This window comes from Nostoc sp. UHCC 0251 (assembly GCF_034932245.1).
Lineage (GTDB): Bacteria > Cyanobacteriota > Cyanobacteriia > Cyanobacteriales > Nostocaceae > Nostoc.
Genome location: NZ_JAYGHD010000039.1, coordinates 1 through 17,669 on the forward strand (window position 1 = coordinate 1; position 17,669 = coordinate 17,669).

General features: G+C 40.0%; 12 protein-coding genes. 6 read left to right on the forward strand and 6 right to left on the reverse strand.

Going from position 1 to position 17,669, the window contains the following annotated elements:
* Positions 1–132 precede the first annotated feature (132 nt).
* On the reverse strand, positions 133–1,920 hold the full coding sequence (locus VB740_RS07520) for an ABC transporter substrate-binding protein (RefSeq protein ID WP_416289411.1): 1,788 nt from the start codon (positions 1,918–1,920) through the stop codon (positions 133–135).
* 368 nt (positions 1,921–2,288) lie between these two features.
* Between VB740_RS07520 and VB740_RS07525 the strand changes: the two genes are divergently transcribed.
* From VB740_RS07525 to VB740_RS07535, 3 genes are all read left to right on the forward strand, one after another.
* Positions 2,289–3,308 carry a potassium channel protein gene (locus VB740_RS07525; protein WP_323199420.1) on the forward strand — a complete coding sequence of 340 codons (1,020 nt, stop codon included), beginning with the start codon at positions 2,289–2,291 and terminating at the stop codon, positions 3,306–3,308.
* A 392-nt stretch (positions 3,309–3,700) separates the two neighbouring features.
* Positions 3,701–5,080 (forward strand): P-loop NTPase fold protein, encoded by a 1,380-nt coding sequence (locus tag VB740_RS07530; RefSeq protein WP_323199441.1) that lies wholly within the window; start codon positions 3,701–3,703, stop codon positions 5,078–5,080.
* 4 nt (positions 5,081–5,084) lie between these two features.
* Positions 5,085–11,051 (forward strand): hypothetical protein, encoded by a 5,967-nt coding sequence (locus VB740_RS07535; protein ID WP_323199421.1) that lies wholly within the window; start codon positions 5,085–5,087, stop codon positions 11,049–11,051.
* A gap of 177 nt (positions 11,052–11,228) precedes the next feature.
* On the opposite strand, the gene VB740_RS07540 is transcribed toward VB740_RS07535, so the two are convergent.
* A complete protein-coding gene (locus VB740_RS07540; RefSeq protein WP_323199422.1) occupies positions 11,229–11,723 on the reverse strand; it encodes a hypothetical protein in 495 nt (164 codons plus the stop codon).
* Positions 11,724–12,102: 379 nt separating this feature from the next.
* Here VB740_RS07540 and VB740_RS07545 point away from each other — a divergent pair, with 379 nt between their 5' ends.
* Both VB740_RS07545 and VB740_RS07550 read left to right on the forward strand, forming a co-directional pair.
* Positions 12,103–13,416 (forward strand): cytochrome P450, encoded by a 1,314-nt coding sequence (locus VB740_RS07545; RefSeq protein WP_323199423.1) that lies wholly within the window; start codon positions 12,103–12,105, stop codon positions 13,414–13,416.
* Between the two features lie 8 nt (positions 13,417–13,424).
* Positions 13,425–14,165, forward strand: coding sequence for a hypothetical protein (locus VB740_RS07550; protein WP_323199424.1), 741 nt, complete (start codon positions 13,425–13,427; stop codon positions 14,163–14,165).
* Here the strand turns inward: VB740_RS07550 and urtE are convergent.
* Entirely contained in the window at positions 14,128–14,826 is a 699-nt protein-coding gene (urtE, locus tag VB740_RS07555) for an urea ABC transporter ATP-binding subunit UrtE (RefSeq protein ID WP_323199425.1), read from the reverse strand. The genes VB740_RS07550 and urtE overlap by 38 nt on opposite strands.
* Before the next feature lie 57 nt (positions 14,827–14,883).
* Entirely contained in the window at positions 14,884–15,045 is a 162-nt protein-coding gene (locus VB740_RS07560; RefSeq protein WP_323199426.1) for a hypothetical protein, read from the reverse strand.
* Positions 15,046–15,174: 129 nt separating this feature from the next.
* Here VB740_RS07560 and VB740_RS07565 point away from each other — a divergent pair, with 129 nt between their 5' ends.
* On the forward strand, positions 15,175–15,783 hold the full coding sequence (locus tag VB740_RS07565; protein ID WP_323199427.1) for a Uma2 family endonuclease: 609 nt from the start codon (positions 15,175–15,177) through the stop codon (positions 15,781–15,783).
* A gap of 18 nt (positions 15,784–15,801) precedes the next feature.
* On the opposite strand, the gene urtD is transcribed toward VB740_RS07565, so the two are convergent.
* A complete protein-coding gene (urtD, locus tag VB740_RS07570) occupies positions 15,802–16,548 on the reverse strand; it encodes an urea ABC transporter ATP-binding protein UrtD (RefSeq protein WP_323199428.1) in 747 nt (248 codons plus the stop codon).
* On the reverse strand, positions 16,523–17,641 hold the full coding sequence (gene urtC / locus VB740_RS07575) for an urea ABC transporter permease subunit UrtC (protein WP_323199429.1): 1,119 nt from the start codon (positions 17,639–17,641) through the stop codon (positions 16,523–16,525). Before urtC ends, urtD begins: the two co-directional genes overlap by 26 nt.
* Positions 17,642–17,669 lie beyond the last annotated feature (28 nt).

Sequence of the window (17,669 nt, forward strand, 5' to 3'; positions counted from 1 at the left end):
AAAACGAGGAAAGTCTTATCAAGCTAGGTTTTTAGGACTTGTGTGTACACCGTAGGTTTTATAAACGGGGTAGTGTCAAATACTAGCCTACGCTTTTGACGAGTCAGGCTTGGACACATTTTTTGATTGGAATTATTTTTCTGTAATTTTCAGTTCATCAATATTCCAAAAAGTTGGCCCCAAGGCAGAAAACTTGATGGGATTGACACGTTCCCGCACCGCCTGAAACGAGATTGGATTTACAAGGCAGAATATCGGTAACTGTTCAGCAACGATTTGTTGAAACCTGCCATAAATCGCCTTGCGCTTGCTTTGGTCTAGTTCTTTGACTCCTGCGCCAAAAAGACTGTCAATTTCTCTCTCCCATTCAGAAACTACCCATCCTTGGAGTGGAGGTTTTCCTGGTGCAGCACCTTGGTTGAACTGATGAAATGAGCCTTGACTAGTCCAAAATAAAGATAAAAGGTTAGGTTCAACATCTGCACCGGGAACACCAAACGCACCTACATAACAATCCCAATCTCGACGAGAGAGTAACTTTTGCAATACTACGTTAAAACTGACTACCTGCATATCTGCTTTGATCCCAATTTGCCTGAGGTCTTGTTGGATTTGAACTGCGGCATCGATTCTTGATTGATCTTCCGATTTCACCAAAAGATTAAATTGCACCCGATTTCCATCTTGGTCTAACAGTTCTTTTTGGGAGTTGTACCTAAAACCAGCCTCTAACAACATCTGCCTAGCTCTCTGGGGATTATAATCATAAACTTTTAACCCGGCTGCTGGGGACAAATAAAAAGGACTTTGAACAGCAATTGGCGAATGTTGGATTTCCCCTAAACCGCGATAGATATTAGTTTTCATGCGGTTACGATCAATGGCATAGGCAACTGCTTGCCTAAAAACTAAGTTATTAAACCATCGAGATTTGATTGGGTCTATAAAAGGCTTACCTTTGGGATTAATAGCTTGGTTGAGATTGAAACCCACAAAGCTAAAACCCGCAGTAGGCCCACCATTATAAATAAAGTATTTTCCTCGTTTTTCCTCTTTCTTGAGTAACCCAAATACTGCTGGTGTCACATTTAAATTATCCAGTTCTCCTGAGCGAAATCTGAGTAACTGAGTTTCTGTAGAAGCAATAATTTGCCAGACAATACGTTGAATATAAGGTTGAGGGTTTCTTTGAATATCTTTGCGCCAGTAATAGGGATTACGTCGTAAAATCACCCGTTCAGAAGGAGTATAACTTTCTATTTGGTAAGGGCCATTACAGATGATTTTTTGCGGATCAGTATTGGTTCCCCACATTGAGAGAAACTGAGGATTACCATTAGCATCAGTGGATAATACAGAAGAACGCAAGGCATGAGCCGGCAAAATCGCTAGTTTTTCGGCGTATCTCAAAAAAGGAGCAAATGGTTCCGCAAAAGTAAACTCAATTCGCAGTTCATCTAGTTTCTGCACTGACGGGAAAGTTTCTGTGTTGCCAATACGTAAAAAATCTCTATATAAAGTGGGAATTTTTTTATTAAGATAAATGTCTCGATAGGTAAAGACTACATCATCTGCCGTGAGAGGTTCCCCATCTGACCATTTCAATCCTGTTTTTAAGGTAAAAATAATTCGCTTTTGATCAGCTGATATTGACCAAGATTCTGCCAGCCCTGGCTCCAACTTGGTAGTTATAACATTCTCATCGATCAATCCTTTGTAAATGAAAGAAAAGACACTGTATGGAGAATCATTAATGGCATAGTTAAAAGTAGTCGGGTCACTTAATGAAACTAAAACTAATTGAGCTACCTGAGATGCTTTGCTTTTCATCTGTGTTGGGTGACAGCTTGTGAGCAAAAAACAACAAGATAGCAGCAAAGCAATTAGCAAATTCAGAGGTCGAACAACAGCAGCGATCATCTCTAGTTATCTACACTTGCAGCTAATATCTACACAGTACAGTATGGTGATTGAGTAGTACTAAAAGAATGTCAGTAAAGCGAAAAGTTTTGCGTTTGCGTACCACTCCGTGGAAGCAAGCTACGCCTAGCCTCTGTCTGCGACACGCTGCGCGAACGTAGAGAAGGTATCGCCTACGGTGGATGCTCGGATTATGTCTTAGGAGTATTGAGTTTGGACTATTAGTTTAGATAACTTTTAGTTTAAATGTACTAAATAGAACGAATGGTATAAAGTTAGTAGAAAACTAGAAAAATTAGGCTAAAAGTACTATTGTTATAACATTTTCAACACTGGAGCAAAAATATCAACGTATCCAAAAGGAGTTAATGGCCGGGGCGATCGCTCTTGGCGGTGTTTTCCTAATTGGCACTTTGTGGTACTGGCTAGTGGAGGGTTGGTCATGGGAAGATGCGGCTTACATGACAGTGATCACTCTTGCGACTGTGGGATATAGCGAGACACACCCACTAGGTAGTAGAGGGCGGTTATTTACAATTGCCCTGATTTTGTTGGGTGTAATCAATATCGGTTACATTGTCAACAGATTTACAGAAGCGATCATTCAAGGCTACTTTCAAGAAGGAATTCGGCTACAGCAACAGAGGCGGTTAATGGAATCCCTAACAGAACACTACATCATTTGTGGATTTAGCCGCACTGGTCGTCAAATTGCCAAGGAATTTCGGGCAGAAGACGCACCTTTTGTAGTGATTGATGCTGACATGGAATCTGTACAAAGGGCGCAGGCAGAAGGTTATACGGCATATCAAGGTGACGCTACATTAGATGACACACTTTTGAAAGTTGGTATTGAACGGGCAATATGTATTGTTGCAGCCCTGCCTTCCGATGCCGAAAATTTATACATTGTTTTATCAGCAAAAACACTAAATTCGGGAATTCGGGTGATCGCACGGGCAAGTACAGAAGAAGCTTTGCAGAAGTTACGACGCGGTGGTGCAGATGAAGTCATATCCCCCTATATTACTGGTGGGAAGCGCATGGCTGCTGCGGCTCTCAGACCCCAAGTATTAGACTTTGTAGACGGGATTTTGACAGGTGCAGACCGTCAATTATATATGGAAGAATTTTTACTCGACCCGGCTTTTTGTCCCTTTGTGGGTCAAAGTTTGCAAAAAGCGAGATTGCGATCGCAATCTGGGGCATTGGTTCTGGCAATTCGCCGTGTTGATGGGACTTTAATCGGTGGCCCCACTGGCGATACAGTCTTAATGCCAGGCGATCGGCTAATTGGTATGGGTACAGCAGAGCAATTGCGTAGCCTTAACCAAATTCTCGGCCCAATTGGTTCTCAGCAATTGCGTAAACCGAAGAATAATAGCTGATAAAGTTATTGGGCATGGGGCAAAAGAATTTATTTTTTTGGCGATGCCTTCTCTACGTTCGCGCAGCGTGTGGCAGACAGAGGCTTGTCTACGACACGCTGCGCGAACGCCAACGGCGGGCTTCTCTACGAGACGCTACGCGAACGCCTACGCTTTTTTATTTCACCTTGAATAAGGCTGAATTTCGTTAACATTCGCAACCATTAGTTAAATTCTCCGTTAGAACAAACCTAGTATAATTACGGGTAAACAGCCTAGATTATTCATTGTAATTCGTAATTACAAATTATTTGGTTGTGATACCAATTTAGAAAATGATGGCGGCAGTAGAGACGCAAAATTTCGTGTTTCTACTGTATTTAGTTAGTCATAAAGAAAATGCAAAAACTATGATGAACTTGGATTTACAGAGATTCTTTGATGCTTGCGATCCCAGTAGAACGTTAGTCTTGGCTAATTCAGAGGATAAACTCTACTATATTGACTTTGCTAGTGTGCGGGGTGGCAAAATTATTGATGCCCTGAAGCGGACTATTACCCGATTATCCCCGAATAAACCCACCTGCCAGTTATTTACCGGACATATTGGTTGTGGTAAATCTACTGAGTTATCGCGGCTGAAAACCGAGTTGCAAAGTGAAGGATTTCATGTAGTCTACTTTGAGTCCACCAAAGATTTGGATGAAACAGACGTAGATATTACAGATATTATGCTGGCGATCGCCCGGCGGGTAGGTGAAAGTTTAGAGCAGGTTAACGTTAATCTGCAACCCCAAGGTTTTCAATCTTTCCTGAATGGAGTCTGGGAGTTTTTGCAGACACCAGTATTAGTGACGGCTGAAACGGAGTTGATGGGAGCTAAAATCAAGGGTAGCACTGATGGTCAATTAGAATTTTCTCTCCCCGCAGGGATTGGCAAAATCACAGCCAAAACGAAAGATAGTCCTAAACTGCGTTCTAAATTAAGACAGTATTTGGAACCGCAAACGAATAGAATTTTGCAGTTTATTAACGAAGAGATTATCACAGTTGCCACTGAGCAACTAAAGCAACGCGGTCAAAAAGGATTGGTGGTGATTGTTGATAATCTGGATCGAATAGACAATCGACCCACTTCATCAGGGCGATCGCTACCAGAATATCTTTTTATTGAACGGGGGGAACAGCTACGTAAACTGAATTGCCATTTGGTTTATACTCTGCCTTTGTCATTGATTTTTTCTAATGACTGCGAAGCGCTGAAAAACCGCTTGGGTGGTGGAGTTGACCCGAAAGTTTTGCCGATGATTCCAGTGCAACTCAGAGATGGAACTGAGTATTTGGCAGGAATGCAGCTATTGCAGCAGATGGTTTTGGCCAGGGCTTTTCCAGATATTCCGGCAGAGGAAAGATTAGGGTTAATTACAAAAGTTTTTGATTCACCTGAGACTTTAGAGAGGTTGTGCAGCGTTAGTGGTGGACATGTCCGAAACTTGCTAGGAATGCTGTTTCGTTGTCTCCAGGAAGTAGATCCGCCGATTTCTCGGAATATCCTAGAATCTGTAATTCGGGATGCCCGCGATCGCCTGATCCTTTCCGTTGATGATGAAGAATGGGATTTGCTGTTTCAAGTAGTACAAGAACAGAGAGTCAAGGGTGACAAAGAATACCAAACCCTGTTACGTAGCCTGTTCGTCTTTGAATATCAGGATAATCAAGGGCGCTGGTTTGCTCTCAATCCGCTTTTAACAGAAACGGCAAAATTTAAGTTGTGGCAACAGCTAAGGAAGTAAGATTATGTCTGAATTAGACGGATTAGAGAATATCTTGCCAGATAATGAGCGATCGCTACAAACACTAGCACGTACACTCAAACTAACTCAAAAACGCTTTTCTTTAATTTTGGTGCGGTGCAATTACACTAGTTTGCAAGAGCAGATACTACAAAGGTTACGCCAGCAATGCAGTGTTGAATTTGCCGAATTAGTTCTACCGTCATCCACCACAAAACTTTATAGCAACATCCTGCACCAAGTAGAAGATCAGCCACCAGCCGCTTTGATGGTTTTAGGTTTAGAGTCAGTTCAAGCACTTGACGATCTGCTTGTTGCTGCTAATAAAACGCGAGATAAATTCAAGAGCGATTTTGCCTTCCCCATAATATTGTGGGTAACAGATAGGATACTGCATAGATTGGGGCGGTTAGCACCAGATTTCAATAGCTGGGCTAGTCCACCGATTCAATTTACCATTGCATCCGATGATATGGTGAAATCCCTGCGCCAAAAAGCAGAGCAAGCCTTTAGTAGTGATGCTGACTTTAGTTTAGATGGTTTTGACCTCAAAGCCGTGCAGGAGGATTTAGCTAGCGATCAGCAAGAATCAGATCCAGAACTCCAAGCTAGTTTGGCATTTATGTTGGGCTTGCTGGATTATAGAAGTAATCGGCTAGATTTAGCGATCGCTAATTATCAGCAAAGCTTGACTTATTGGCAGCAAAGTAACAATTTAGATCGGCAAGGAATATTACTGCTAAATATCGCCTTAGCTTATTACAGCAAAGCCGAACAACAACCAATAGAAAATCAAATTTATTGGGAAGAAACGAGAAGTTATTTCCAGCAAAGCCTAAACATTTTTGAACAGGCTCAACATCCCGAATTAGTTGCTAAACATATTAGTCAACTTGGGGAAGTTTTGCGCCGTTTAAAAGCTTGGCAAGACCTACATCAACTAGCTCACAAAGCACTGAAACTGCATCAAAACTATGACGCTCCCAAGCAAATTGCTCAAGATTATGGCTTTTTAGCGGAAGTCGCCCTAGAACAGTTACGCTGGAATGATGCCCATGAACTGGCTCAAAATGCTCTAGAAACATTAGAGATAATCCCTAATTTTTTACCACAAGAACAGGGACTATATCACTTTATTTTAGCAAAAAGCCAGCGAAAATTGGGTCAACTTAACGAAGCTGTCAACACCTTAGAAAAGGCTAAAAATGAAAGTCAGCCTCAATATAATCCCCTGCTTTATATTCAGATATTGGAAGAGTTGCACGATCTTAAATTCGAGCAAAAAGACTACCAACAAGCCTTTCAGCTTAAGCAAAAACAGCGTGAGATAGAGAGCCAATATGGGTTTCGAGCTTTTATCGGTGCGGGACGTTTACAGCCCCGACGACAGGCAATCAACCCAGCTAACTCACCCAATCAACCATCAAAAGACATATTTGGGGAAGTTGTAGCCGCTTTTGGACGACAGCAGGATATTAAGAGTCTGCTCCATCGTATTGGCAGAACAGATTGTAAACTCACCGTAATTTACGGACAATCTGGCGTGGGTAAAAGCTCAATTGTGCAAGCTGGATTATTGCCAGTTCTACAACTCACTTCATTTGATGGGCTGGAAACTCTACCAATTTTAGTGCAAGTTTATACTGCTTGGGAAAAGGAATGTGGCAGGCTGTTGGTAGAAAAACTAGAAGAAGTGAGAGGCGTTCGGTTGCCTGCACCAGTTGAAACATCAGCAGCAATTATTGAACAATTGCAGCAAAATGAAAATCGCAATCTGGTAACAGTGCTAATTTTTGATCAGTTTGAAGAGTTTTTCTTTGCTTATAAAGACCAAGCTAGCAGACGAAGTTTTTATGATTTTTTGCGTGATTGTCTCAACATTTCTTATGTAAAAGTTATCTTGTCACTCAGACAAGATTATCTGCATTACTTATTAGAGTGGAGTCGCACCACAGAGTTACCAATCATTGACAACGACATTTTAGATAAAAATATCCTCTACTACTTAGGGAATTTTTCACCATCAGTTGCCAAATCCGTCATTCAAAGCTTCACTAAAAACTCCCAGTTTTCTCTAGCACCTGATTTGATAGATGCGTTGGTAGAGGATTTAGCAAGTGAGTTACGAGAAGTGCGTCCTATTGAATTACAGGTAATTGGGGCACAACTGCAAACAGAAAAAATTACGACGCTTGAACAGTATAGAAAACACTGGTTAAAAGAGAAACTAGTAGAGCGATTTTTAGAAGAAGTAGTTAAAGACTGTGGCTTAGAAAATGAACGCGCTGCTCAGTTAGTTTTGTACTTGCTGACTAATGAAAATAATACTCGCCCTCTGAAGACTCGCGCTGAATTAGTAAAAGATTTAGCAACAGAATCGCAAAATTTAGACTTGGTACTTGAGATTCTTGTAGGTTCAGGGTTGGTGTTTCGAGTACTAGAAACTCCGGCTGATCGATATCAATTGGTGCATGATTATTTAGTACCGTTTATCCGCCAACAACGCAGTGCAGAATTACTGGCAAAACTCAAAGAAGCAGAAGAACAGCAACAGCGTACTCAAGAAGAACTAAATAGGGTTCTGCAAAAGCAATTACGAGATGCACGGATAACTGGAATTGGACTGGCGGGATTAGCAACTGTAGCTAGTGGGTTTGCGATCGTTTCCTTCTTGGCATTTATTAATGGTAATAATTCTGAGCTAAACGCCATGAGTGCAGTTTCAGACGGACGTTTAGCTGCTTATCAAGATATGAAAGCACTGATACAAGGCATAAAGGCAGGGAAGCAATTAAAGTTGTCGAATTCTTGGAAATTTCCAATTAAAGATAATACTAAGTACCAGGTAGTTACAGCTTTACAATCAGCAAGTTATGGAATTAGAGAGAGCAACACCCTAGAAGGACATAGTGGTGCTGTTAACACCGTTAGTTTTAGTCCTGATGGTAATTTGATTGCCTCTGGTAGTGATGACAAAACAATAATACTGTGGCATTCTGATGGCAGAAAATACGGGGAGGGGAAGTCTATTAAACATCCCGATAGCATTACCACTCTCACTTTCAGCCCGGATAGCAAAATAATTGCTGCTGGCACTAAAGATGGAACCGTGAAGCTCTGGAATCTTGATGGTACAGAAATTCCCACCAATATCAATACTCCTCAAGATAATAAAAATGAGGCTCCTGTCAGCAATGATAACAAACAAAATATTTCTGAGCGTATAAATTCAATTCAACAACCCCAAAATATTCAAGCTAAAGCCAGTAAAAACCCTAAGAATGTTCAGGATGCTATTACTAGTATCAGTTTTAGTCCTGACGGAAAGATGATTGCTTGGCTTACTGAAGCAGGAACTCTAAAAATATGGAATAAGCATAATAAATTAATTAAAGAATTAAAAAATCATAAAGATACAATTAGAAGTTTTATTTTTAGTCGTAATTCAAAAAAAATTATTTCTGAAAATCACAATAGCATCGTACAAGTATGGGAGCTTAATGCTAAAAGCAGTAAAGTTTTTTATTTAAGCGGGGCTGTTGTTGGTGTTAACTTAAGCAATGATAGTAAAAGCATTAATCGTTTGGGATGGGGCGGCTTAAAGTTGTATCATAGCAATATTGATTTGAGTAATAATGTATTATTGTTTGGTAATAATAGTAAATTTAGCCCTGAGACTCAAATCTTAGCTTCCTTTTCAATTGATGATAATAGAATTTCACTATCTTCGCCAGATAACATCAACACTATATTTGAATTACTCAATGGACATACACAAGGGGTTACTAGCTTGAGTTTGAGTCCAAATGGCAAGATGCTTGCTTCAGGGAGTTATGACTACACAATAAAATTGTGGAATCTTGAAGGTAGGCAGTTCCAAACCTCTGATAATAGTCCAATTAAAAATGTTAGTTTTAGCCCAAACGGTCAGATAATTGCATCTACTAGTGACAAAAACAGAGTGCAACTTTGGCAACTTGACAGTAAAAAGCTACTTTTACTTTCCACTCTTCCAGGTAGTAATTCAGCAGTTAGTTTCAGCAAAGATAGTCAGATACTTGCATCTGCAAGTAAAGACAGTATGGTTCAACTGCGGGGACGTGATGGTGCTGTTGTAAACACTCTTGAAGGAAAGGTTATCGACGGAAGTTTTAGCCCCGATGGGAAAATTATTGCTCTCATTAGTAACAATAACTATAGTGTGAGCTTATTTGAAAATGATGGTAAACCAATCTCAACTCTCACAGGGCATAAGGATACAGTTTACAAAATCAGTTTCAGCCGCGATGGACAAACCATTGCTACGGCTAGCAAAGATAAAACTATTAAAATTTGGAAACGACGAAATGGCGAAGAGATAAAAACCTTGAAATATCACACCGATTCTATTGAAAGTATGGGTTTAAGTAATAATGGCAAAAGCCTCGTCATTTTAGACGGGGATAATATTTTAAAATTCGTGCAACGAGATAACAAATTAATTCAAACTATACTAGGAAAGGGTAGTAGTTTGATAAAAATCGATTTCAGCCCTGATGGAAAAACACTAGCTATTCGCAATTTAGATGACAAAGAAAACACAGTGCAACTCTGGAAGATGAATGGTACACCCTGGAAAAGACTTCCAGGAAAGAACGAGGAGAGAATAGCGCAAGTGGTTTTCAGTTCTGATAGTCAGACAATAGGTATTCAATATAGCACCTACATAGAACTATGGAGAATTGATGGCACTGAACTTGCAACTTTAGATACCAAAAGCAGCATTTCTGACAAGGAAAATGAGAGTATAGCTAACATAGTTTTCAGCTCTGATAGCCAGACTATAGGAATTGAATATCAAAGCTATATAGAAGCCCGAAGGATTGATGGTAGTGTCATTCAAACTATTGATACCCCAAACCCTATTTATAGTGTAAATTCTCAAATGTTAGTTAGTTCTGGCAGTGAAATACAATTTTGGCGGGATGGCAAATTAATTTCTATTCCCAATCAAAACGAAAGTTCAGTTAAAAATGTCAATTTTTCCTCTGATGGAAAGACATTAGCAACTTATACTGATGAAAATGAAGTAAAACTATGGCAGTTTGATGGTAAACAAATTAAAGATTTACTAATTTTTAAAAAAGAGCCTGATATAAATCGTATCAGTGATATAAACTTTATTCCTAACACCGAGACAATAGCTATTATTGGGGTTCGTGACACTGTAAAACTCTGGCAGATTCAAAACGAGCCGGGTAGAGAAGTAGAGTTTTTAGAAACTTTTCCTATACATCAGGATGTGGTCAACAGTGTGAGTATCAGCCCTGATGGTAAGACGATCGCTTCAGCCAGTAAAGATAAAACTATTAAAATCTGGAGACCCGATGGAACTCCGATTAAGAACATATCAGAGGATGATGAAGTCAATAGCGTTAGTTTTAACCCAGATGGTAATATTATCGCTTCAGCTAGTGACAGAACTATAAAACTTTGGCGGAGTGATGGTACACAAATTACAACTGAAACACCTATGCAGCATGACAGTAAAGTGAACCGCGTAATTTTTAGTCCAGATGGTAAGATGATTGCTTCAGCTAGTGATGATAAAAAGGTTAAGCTTTGGAAGTGGGATGGCACTGTCATTAATAACCATAAGCCACTTACAGAAACCGATAAGGTAAGTAGTATTAGTTTTAGTTATGATAATAAGATGATTGCTTCAGCTACAGAAAAAACAATCAAGCTTTGGAATGTTGAAGATGGTGAATTACTCAGTACTTACCAACGTCTTGGAACAGGAGATGTAAGTTTTAGTCCTGACGGTAAAAGCATAGCTGCTGCTGGTAATTACACAGTTGCATTATGGAATTTTGATTTAGATGAACTCCTAAAGCAAAGTTGTAAGTTGGCGCAGAATTATCTAAACAGTAACGACAATATAAATGATAGCGATCGCAAACTGTGCAATGACATTCCCAAATCTAAATAAAGCAATATTTAAACACATATTTTATACCTCAGCCCTCCTCTAGCCACTCCAAAATACTAGATTTACTCTCTACTAAACCTTTATATACTAAAGCTTCTGGTGTCATAGACTGAATCGCAGCATAAAGCTTAGACCTTAACACTGAATCTTTCTGCAAACTTCGGGAGATAAAACTAATTAGCTAACACGCTGGATTGTTCTAATATTATCAAAAGAAGAACCACCACATTGAGTCAAGCTAGTGGAACTATTAGTTACAACAAAACCTGTTGGAACAGGAGATGATGAGCAAATATTTAATAAAGTATTAAGAGGTAAGCCATCAGCACGCTGGATTGTTCTAATATTATTCCTAAAAGAAGAAGTGCCACACTGAGTAAAACTAGTGGAAATATTAGTTACAACAAAACCTGTTGGAGTAGGAGATGATGGGCAAACATTTAATAAACTACCGGGTGAAATAACACTAGCATTTTGAATTATTAGAAGATTATTAAAAGAATTACCACACTCAATAAAGTTAGTAGAGATACTAGTGACAACAAAACCTGTTGGAATAGAAGATGATGCACAAATTTGACTTGTCTGTGAAAGGGCTTTCCTTCCAGGTAAAACTCCACATATTGCAATTCCTAGCACTAATATTGTGGTTAAGACACTATTCTTTTTCATAGGTTTATTTTGTGAAGTTATATTGTTTAGAAGATTATACTAGTATTAAATTTATCTTACTCAGGACTTACGTAAACAATAGCCAAAACGCTTATTTTTACGTAGGAGCAATTCATGTAGCCGAAGGCTTCCCGGAGGTTACATTGATGTCAACAAAAGCCTAGAAATAGCTTAACTGTTGGCTGACTCACACGTTTTGAACTTTAGTTCCTTGTGTTACATGACTTTCACGTTAAGTTAACACGTATAATTCATGAATTGCCAAACTTATCTTTCGTCTTCCATCAGGAATCTTTTGATGTAAATTGTGGATACCCGGATTTCTCAGACCAATTAAAAAATATTGTATTTCTGCCAATAGGTAATTTCTAAACTTGACATGAAAAGTAATCAAACACCGCCAGGAAGCTTTGGTATACCAGTATTAGGTGAAACACTCTCCTTTGTTTTCGACCCCGATTTTGCCAAAAAGCGCTATCGCCAGTATGGTTCTATCTACAAAACCCATCTTCTTGGCAGACCAACTGTGGTAATGGCAGGACCGGAGGCACTAGAGTTTATTTTGTCAACCCACATGGAGAATTTTTCTTGGCGCGAGGGATGGCCTGATAATTTCAAGACATTACTAGGTGAATCGCTTTTTCTGCAAGATGGAGAGGAACACCGCAGAAATCGCCGCTTGATGATGCCGGCGTTGCATGGCCCAGCATTGGCGAATTATGTCTCCACAATGGAAGATATTACGCGCGGCTATCTTCAAAAGTGGGAGAAAAAACAGGAGTTTACCTGGTTTCAAGAGTTTAAACAGCTAACATTTGATATTGCTAGTCAATTGTTGTTGGGTACGCGTCCTGGGGCTGAATGTGTGCGCCTCAGCCAGTTGTTTACAACTTTGACAAATGGGCTGTTTGCTATTAATCCGTTGCCATTACCATTTACTACATTTGGTAAAGCTATAGCCGCTCGCGATCAGATTTTAGAGCATCTAACTCAAGTTGTTAGAGAACGTCAGCAAAACCCAACTAAAGATACCATCAGCTTGTTAATCCAAGCTAAAGATGAAGATGGTAATAGGCTAAGTGAAAAAGAAATCATTGCCCAAGCGGTGCTGTTACTCTTCGCTGGACATGAAACTACTACTTCGATGCTGACTTGGTTGTGTACAGAGTTAGCCCGTCATCCAGAAGTACTCGAAAAAGCAAGAGTTGAACAATTACAACTTGCAAATAAAGGGAATTTGGATTTAGAACAATTAGGGAAAATGCCCTATTTAGATCAGGTTTTGTGGGAAGTCGAAAGATTGCATCAACCTGTCGGAGGTGGGTTTCGTGGTGTAATTAAAGACTTTGAATTTAATGGTTATCACGTTCCTGCTGGTTGGCGGTTGCTTTATTCAATTGTGATAACTCATAGCCTAAAGGAAATCTACCTTGAACCAGAGCGTTTTGATCCAGAACGTTTCAGTCCTCAGCGCCAAGAACATAAAAAGTATCCTTTTAGTTTAGTTGGTTTTGGCGGTGGGCCACGCATCTGTATTGGTATAGCCTTTGCCAAAATGGAAATGAAGATTATTGCTGCTCATCTTCTACGCAATTATCATTGGGAGATATTACCCAATCAAAGTTTAGAAACAGTATTGGTTCCCAGCAATCGCCCTAAAGATGGGTTACGGGTTAGATTTCAACCTCGGTGAAATGTTTTATGGCATCCCAAATAGACATACATTTATCTAACGAAGTTTTGCAACGCTTACAAAATGTGAAAGATTTTGTCGGTGAAAATGTTAACTCTTTAAATAACTCAGCACAACAAGTTGGGGAGTCTTTGAAGGCAACAGCAACTACAACGACTGATAAAGCAATTGATACAGTTACGACAAGCTTAGAACAGACTTGGCAAACTGCTGACAAATTTAAGAGTACAACATCGGGTGCAGTTAAAGATGCAATGACATCTTCTGTAAGTGATTGGCTGACACAACACCCAACATTTTTTAGGTTAGTTCAAATACTAGGTTGGGCAACTAATCACCCAATTATTAGTATAGTGATTTTTTTGTTTGCGATCGCTCTGGTCTGGAGCATCATCAAAGCAATCGTCCGCTTGATTGAAACAGCTAGTTGGTCAATACTGCAAGTTCCATTAAAATTGCTTCAGGCTTTGATTAAAGTTAGTTTTCTATCCTTAACTAAAGTTGGCAGTTTTGCTGTTCAACGAATGACTGCTAGTGAAACAATTGATAATTTGCCAGTTTTGCTATCGGAGAATTTTCAACCAAGTAAGCAACAGCGATTAGCAGAAATTTCTAGTCGCTTAGAAGCAATTCAAAAGGAACAACATGAGCTTTTACAAGAAGCAGCAGACTTGATTGCTTCCGACACTATTGATATAGAAATATCAAAAATTAAACAGCTAAAAAGCGTTGAATCACATCTTGGCTAAGTTCATCTGTGGAACCGGAGGCGACAATACCACCTTTTTGCATAGCGTAATAGTAATCGGCCTGACGGACAAAGTGTAAATGTTGCTCTACCAATAAAACCGAAATGCCTGTGGTTTCGACAATGCGACGGACTGCGGCTTCAATTTCGAGGATGATTGAGGGTTGAATACCTTCAGTGGGTTCATCCAATACGAGTAATTGAGGCTCTCCCATTAAAGCACGTGCGATCGCTAATTGTTGCTGCTGTCCCCCACTCAAATCACCACCCATCCGCGAAAGCATGGTTTTTAACACCGGGAATAAGCTAAAAACTTCCTCTGGAATTTCTGCTTTTTTTACTGGTTTGCGTCTAGCTTCCAACCCCAACAGCAGATTTTCTTTGACTGTCAACCGGGGGATAATCTCTCGTCCTTGGGGAACATAACCAATTCCCAACTTCGCCCTTTGGTCTGGAGATTTCGAGTTGATTAATTCTCCACCTAAGTTAATTGTACCGCTACGGGATTTGAGTAATCCCATAATTGTTTTAAGTAATGTAGATTTACCTACACCATTGCGTCCAATTAAGCATATCATTTGCCCATATGGTACGCTTAAATCTACATTGCGGAGAATGTGGCTTTCACCGTAATAAACGTTGAGGTTAGAAATTTTTAGCATTAGAGATTACATATCATATAGATAGATGAAAATTTCACACAGAGGCACAGAGCAGTGTTAGCCTGCGCTAAACACCCCAGCATGAAAGTCTTTTACAGTGCGCTCAAAAGCAAGTCTCATGAGAGATTCAACATCTGGATTTGTATACAATTTTCCAATGTGCTGATGAGCCAGGTTAGCAAAACCATACTCGATAAGCTTAGAACGAGCTTTACTCATGCTGATATTTTTTACAACTGAAATAGGGCAGTTGCTCCCCAACCTACGATTCTCTTTAACCGAACCGTATTAGATTAGAATAGCAGTAATATTCAGTGGTAGTCTGTGTAGGGTAAGAAGGCAAAGCAAATGACCCAAACGACGAAAACCCAAAAACTGCTGACCTTTGAGGAGTATCTTACCTATGACGATGGTACAGACACGAGCTATGAGTTGGTGGATGGAGAACTAGTCGAGATGCCACCAGAAAGTCAGGAAAATAGCAATCTAGCAAGATTTCTATTCGTTGCACTACTAAAACATTTCGCATTTTATTTAATTGCTCACAAGGATACAGAAATTGAGGTGGCGGGGCGACGGGCCAGATGTCGTTTACCTGACTTAATGGTTCACACAGAAGAATCTTATGCTGCCCTTATCGGTGCTACTCGTGCTACTCTCACGCGTGATATGCCGCCGCCTGCGCTAGTGATTGAAATTGTTTCTCCGGGAACAGCAAACAGTGTTCGTGATTATCGCTATAAGCGGACGGAGTATGCCGCTAGGGAGATATTAGAGTATTGGATTGTTGACCCACAGATGCAACGAATTACGGTTTGCCAGTGGGTAGAGGGACAGTATGAGGATAAGGTATTTACAGGTGCTACTTGCATGGAATCAGTGGTAATTGTTGACTGGGCCCTAACAGTAGAGCAGGTATTCAATAGTGCAAATCGACCAGAATCAGCAGGCAAATAAAAAGTGCAATCGAGTTTTTCATTCTTCTTGTTTTCCCAAATATACTTCAATTACACGAGAGTCATTTTGAACTTCCTCAAAATTCCCTTCACACAGCACCGAACCTTCATGTAATACTGTTACTTTCTTGGCAATTTGACGCACAAATTCCATATCATGTTCAATTACTAAAATGGAATGACTCTGCGCTAATGCTAAAAGTAATTCACCAATGTTATAGGTTTCTTCATCTGTTAAACCCGCAACAGGTTCATCAACGAGTAACAAATCAGGTGACTGTGCCACTAACATCCCAATTTCTAAACGCTGCTTTTCTCCGTGGGAAAGTAAACCTGCTCTGATATCGGCTTTCGGCGTTAAGCCAATGGTTTCTAATAATCCTTTAATATTATTCTTTTCAACCGCATTAGAACGTTCAAACAAAGTAGAAAATACATTTTTATTCTTATTAATAGTAATTCCTAGATTTTCACGGGGCGTTAAATTTAAGTAAATTCGGGGTGTTTGAAACTTGCGCCCAATTCCTAACCGCGCAATTTTATATTCAGGTAAAGAACGGAGATTTCTTCCTTTGAATAAAACTCGCCCAACGGTTGGTTGCACTTTCCCGGTAATCACATCCAGAAATGTTGTCTTTCCTGCACCATTGGGGCCAATTACTACTCGTAATTCACCCACATCCATACTAAAGTTAAGCTGATTTAGCGCCTTAAAACCGTCAAAACTAACAGTTACGTTTTCAGTTTCCAATATTTTTGCGTTCATGTTGCACTTCCGGGTCTTCTTCCAAGGTGGGATATGTAGCAATTTCTTGACGGCGGTTGAAAAAAGATATATTCTGGCTACGCAACCATCCCACGATACCGTCAGGAAGCACTGTGACAACTATTAAAAATAGTGCGCCTTGGAAAAATAGCCAGATTTCAGCAAATTGTTCGCTTAAAAAAGTGCGGGCATAATTTACTAATAAAGTTCCGACAATTGCGCCAATTAAAGTAGCGCGTCCGCCTACTGCTACCCAAATCACCATTTCAATGGAAAAGGCAATATCCATTGCTCTGGGTGATACAGAGCCACTCTGAATGGTGTAAAATGCTCCTGCAATGCCTGCGATCGCACCGGAAACTGCAAACACCAACACCTTAAAATCTGTAGGGTCGTAGCCAGAAAATCTTACCCGACTTTCATCATCACGAATAGCTATTAACAATCTGCCAAAGCGTCCAGTTGTCAACCAGCGACAAATACCGTAGGTGGCTGCGAGAAACACTACCGTTAGCGTGTAGAAAATAAACTGCGTCTTGGCATCGCTGACCGTTGCCCCAAACAAAGTTGTAAAATCTATTAGTCCGTTCGTACCGTTGAAAAATTGTTGTTGACCGTTAAAGAAGTTGAAAAATACAATAGTTCCGGCTTGGGTCAAGATGGAAAAATAAACACCCTTGAGGCGATTCCGAAATACTAAATATCCTAATATTCCTGCCAATAACCCTGGAATTAGTACTACAAAAGCTATTGTCAAAGGAAAAGAATAAAAAGGTTGCCAAAATGCGGGAAGTTCTGTAACCCCATAAAGGCCCATGAAATCAGGTAATTCACCAGTAGGAACTTGGAGTTTTAGGTACATTGCGATCGCATATCCACCCAAACCAAAGAAAATACCATGTCCCAAACTCAATAAACCAGTATACCCCCAAATCAAATCAATACCCAAAGCCACAATCGCCAGCGACAAAAATCGTCCTAACAAATTTAGACGAAACTCCGTAAGCAACAGTGGCATAATGATAATGAGGAAAAGTGCGATCGCAATCACTACCCCCACCTCAATTAATAATCCTCCTCCTATCTTTCTCATTCTCTGCGTCCTTTGCGTCTGAAGCGGT

Coding starts and splice junctions, on each gene's coding strand:
- VB740_RS07520 (WP_416289411.1), bottom strand. CDS start 1,920: ATGATCGCTGCTGTTGTTCGACCTCTGAATTTGCTAATTGCTTTGCTG.
- VB740_RS07525 (WP_323199420.1), top strand. CDS start 2,289: ATGGCCGGGGCGATCGCTCTTGGCGGTGTTTTCCTAATTGGCACTTTG.
- VB740_RS07530 (WP_323199441.1), top strand. CDS start 3,701: ATGAACTTGGATTTACAGAGATTCTTTGATGCTTGCGATCCCAGTAGA.
- VB740_RS07535 (WP_323199421.1), top strand. CDS start 5,085: ATGTCTGAATTAGACGGATTAGAGAATATCTTGCCAGATAATGAGCGA.
- VB740_RS07540 (WP_323199422.1), bottom strand. CDS start 11,723: ATGAAAAAGAATAGTGTCTTAACCACAATATTAGTGCTAGGAATTGCA.
- VB740_RS07545 (WP_323199423.1), top strand. CDS start 12,103: ATGAAAAGTAATCAAACACCGCCAGGAAGCTTTGGTATACCAGTATTA.
- VB740_RS07550 (WP_323199424.1), top strand. CDS start 13,425: ATGGCATCCCAAATAGACATACATTTATCTAACGAAGTTTTGCAACGC.
- urtE (WP_323199425.1), bottom strand. CDS start 14,826: ATGCTAAAAATTTCTAACCTCAACGTTTATTACGGTGAAAGCCACATT.
- VB740_RS07560 (WP_323199426.1), bottom strand. CDS start 15,045: ATGAGTAAAGCTCGTTCTAAGCTTATCGAGTATGGTTTTGCTAACCTG.
- VB740_RS07565 (WP_323199427.1), top strand. CDS start 15,175: ATGACCCAAACGACGAAAACCCAAAAACTGCTGACCTTTGAGGAGTAT.
- urtD (WP_323199428.1), bottom strand. CDS start 16,548: ATGAACGCAAAAATATTGGAAACTGAAAACGTAACTGTTAGTTTTGAC.
- urtC (WP_323199429.1), bottom strand. CDS start 17,641: ATGAGAAAGATAGGAGGAGGATTATTAATTGAGGTGGGGGTAGTGATT.